Annotated in this window: 3 protein-coding genes; 1 reads left to right on the top strand and 2 read right to left on the bottom strand. The window is 73.8% G+C overall.

The annotated features are described in order from the left end of the window. Nucleotides 1-197 precede the first annotated feature (197 nt). Complete coding sequence (locus ACWEVO_RS34730) at nucleotides 198-521, top strand: DUF2469 domain-containing protein (RefSeq protein WP_007075222.1); 324 nt, start codon at nucleotides 198-200, stop codon at nucleotides 519-521. 49 nt (nucleotides 522-570) lie between these two features. On the opposite strand, the gene ACWEVO_RS34725 is transcribed toward ACWEVO_RS34730, so the two are convergent. After that, nucleotides 571-1,677: a sulfite oxidase gene (locus ACWEVO_RS34725; protein WP_452311646.1), complete on the bottom strand. Its 1,107-nt coding sequence runs from the start codon at nucleotides 1,675-1,677 to the stop codon at nucleotides 571-573. A 28-nt stretch (nucleotides 1,678-1,705) separates the two neighbouring features. After that, a complete protein-coding gene (locus tag ACWEVO_RS34720; protein WP_452311645.1) occupies nucleotides 1,706-2,356 on the bottom strand; it encodes a methyltransferase domain-containing protein in 651 nt (216 codons plus the stop codon). Between the last annotated feature and the right edge of the window lie 247 nt (nucleotides 2,357-2,603).

Below are 2,603 nucleotides of genomic sequence, written 5' to 3'. Positions count from 1 at the left end.
GAGCGTCCGGGCGGCGGGGCGGACGAGCTTCGCGGGGCGGGCGAGCGTCCGGGCGGCCGGACGGATGAGCTTCGCGGCCGGGACGAGCCGGTGGAGCGTTCCGGCGCGTCAGGGGGTACCGTCGGCGTGGCGTTGGGCGAGCAGCCGCGACCCCCGGCGCCCGTGGGGGAAGATGTGGCCATGGAAGGCGGAGTGCGATGAGCGCGGAAGATCTCGAGAAGTACGAGACCGAGATGGAGCTGCAGCTCTACCGGGAGTACCGCGACATTGTCCGCCAGTTCTCCTACGTGGTGGAGACCGAGCGCCGGTTCTACCTCGCCAACCAGGTCGACCTGCACGTGCGTAACTCGGACGGCGAGGTCTACTTCGAGGTCGAGATGCACGACGCCTGGGTTTGGGACATGTACCGCCCCGCGCGGTTCGTGAAGAATGTCCGGGTGATGACGTTCAAGGACGTCAACGTGGAAGAGCTCGAAAAGCCCGACATCTCCCTTCCCGCAGATTCCGGATTCGGCGGCTGAGCCATCCCCGGCGTCGGGGCGGCTCCGCGCCCCGGCCGCCGCTGGCGCCTCACTCCGCCGGCACCACCACCTCGACCCGCTGCACCAGGTTGTTGGCGAACCCGCCCCGGTTCCACGGCTGCTCGACCGGCTGCGTCCGCCCCGAGGCATCCGTCGCCCGCGCCCCCAGCACGTACCGGCCCGGCGTCGGCCGCCACTCGACGTGCCAGCGCCGCCACGCCCACTCGCCCCCGGTCGGCTCCGCCAGCTCGGCCGCGACCCAGGTCGTGCCGCCATCGAAGGTCACCTCCACGGCCGTCACCGGCGCGTGACCGGACCAGGCCCGACCGTCCACCGTGCAGCTTCCCGGCCGCACCACCCGGGTACGCGACATGAAGTCCGGGAACCCCGGCGGGCGTACCAGGGCCCGCGGCTCGATCCGGGTCACCGGCACGCCCGGGTCGTCGGCGTCCCGCCGCAGCCGGTACGCCACCGCGTTCTGGTAGCCGTCGAACGGCTCGGTGAGCACCCGGACGTCGCGTAGCCACTTCACGTGCGCCATGCCGTACCAGCCCGGCACGATCAGCCGCAGCGGGGCGCCGTGCTGCGGCAGCAGCGGAGCGCCGTTCATCTCGTACGCGAGCAGCACCTCCTCACGCAGCGCGTCCGCGACCGGCAGCGCCCGCTGGTAGTCCTGCTCGACGCCGCGCTCCACCCCGTGGTCGGCGCCGGTGAAGACCACGTCCACCGCGTCCCCGGACAGCCCCGCCGCGCGCAGCAGCGGCGCCAGCGGGGTGCCCGTCCACTCGGCGTTGCCCACCGCCTCCACCAGCCACGGCTGGCTGACCGGGCGGGGGCGCAGCAGTGCCCGCCCGTTGCCGGCGCATTCCAGCGTCACCCGGTGGGTGACCCGGGGCAGCTCCCGCAACGCCGCCAGGTCCAGGCGCAGCGGCCGCTCCACCGCCCCGTCCACGGTCAGCACGTGGGTGGCCGGGTCGACGTCCGGGATGTCGTAGTGGATGAGCAGGTAGTGCAGGCCGGCGGGGGTCACGTCGTAGCGCAGCGCCTCCAGCGGAATGCCGTGGTTGCGCGCGGCGAGTTGCAGTTCCTCGGCGCTGATCGCCTCGTCCGGCCCGGCGACCCGGGAGGGCCGGCTGACATCGTCCACGGTGGTCATCGCGCTGGTTCTCCCTCGGATCCGGTGTTCACGGGTGGGTGAGGCGGTCGTAGCCGACGAACTCGAACATCGTCGCCCCGGCCTCCAGTGGGCGGGACGGGCCGGTGAAGCGGTGCACACCCACCCCGACCCCGTCGGCGGGGCTGCGCACCGCGACCGGCACGAAACCCTCCTCGGCGAACCATTCGCAGATGGTGGGCACCAGGTCCGGCTCCCGGCGGTGCCGGGTCCAGAAGACCGTGCCGCCGGTGGCGCAGAGCGCGGCGCAGTGCCGGACGGTGTTCCGGATGTCCGCATCGACGATGTTGCCGAAGATGCCACAGGCCAGCACGAGATCCGCCGGTGCCAGGTCCGCGTACCGGTCGGTGCACGCGGCGTCCCCCACCACCACCTCCACCCGGCTCAGCCCGGCCTCGGCGGCGGCCCGGCGGGCCACCTCCGCGTTGCGCGGGTCCAACTCGACCAGGCGGGCGGTCACGTCGTCGCGCCGGGGATGGGCGGCGAGCACCGGGATCAGGTCCTGTCCCTGGCCCGCGCAGAGGCTGATCGCGCGCAGCGGGCCCGCCGGCGCCCGGTCCAGCGCCTCCCGGACGCGGATCCGCACCTCGGCCAGCCGCCGGGACAGGGCCGAGTCCGGCTGGCCGTAGTCGGCGTGCCAGGCGTACCAGTCCTTCGTCACGCGGCCAGCATAGGGCGGACGCCTACCAGACCAGCTCCCCGCGCGAGGTCCGTCCACAACGGGATCGCCGTCCACAGTGGCGGCCGGTCGCGCTGGTCGGGGGCGGTAAACGTGGGGCAGGGTGCCGGGCGTGTGGAAGCTGTGGCGCCGGGCCGTCCCGGCTCTGTCCGTCCTGCTGCTCGTCGTTCCCGGCACCGTCGGCCCGGTGGCGCCGGCACCGGGCCGTGCGGCGATCGTCGGGGGCGGG

The organism is Micromonospora sp. NPDC003776, assembly GCF_053605645.1.
Note: the sequence above shows the minus strand (reverse complement) of the source record. Positions and strands in the feature narration are given on the sequence as shown.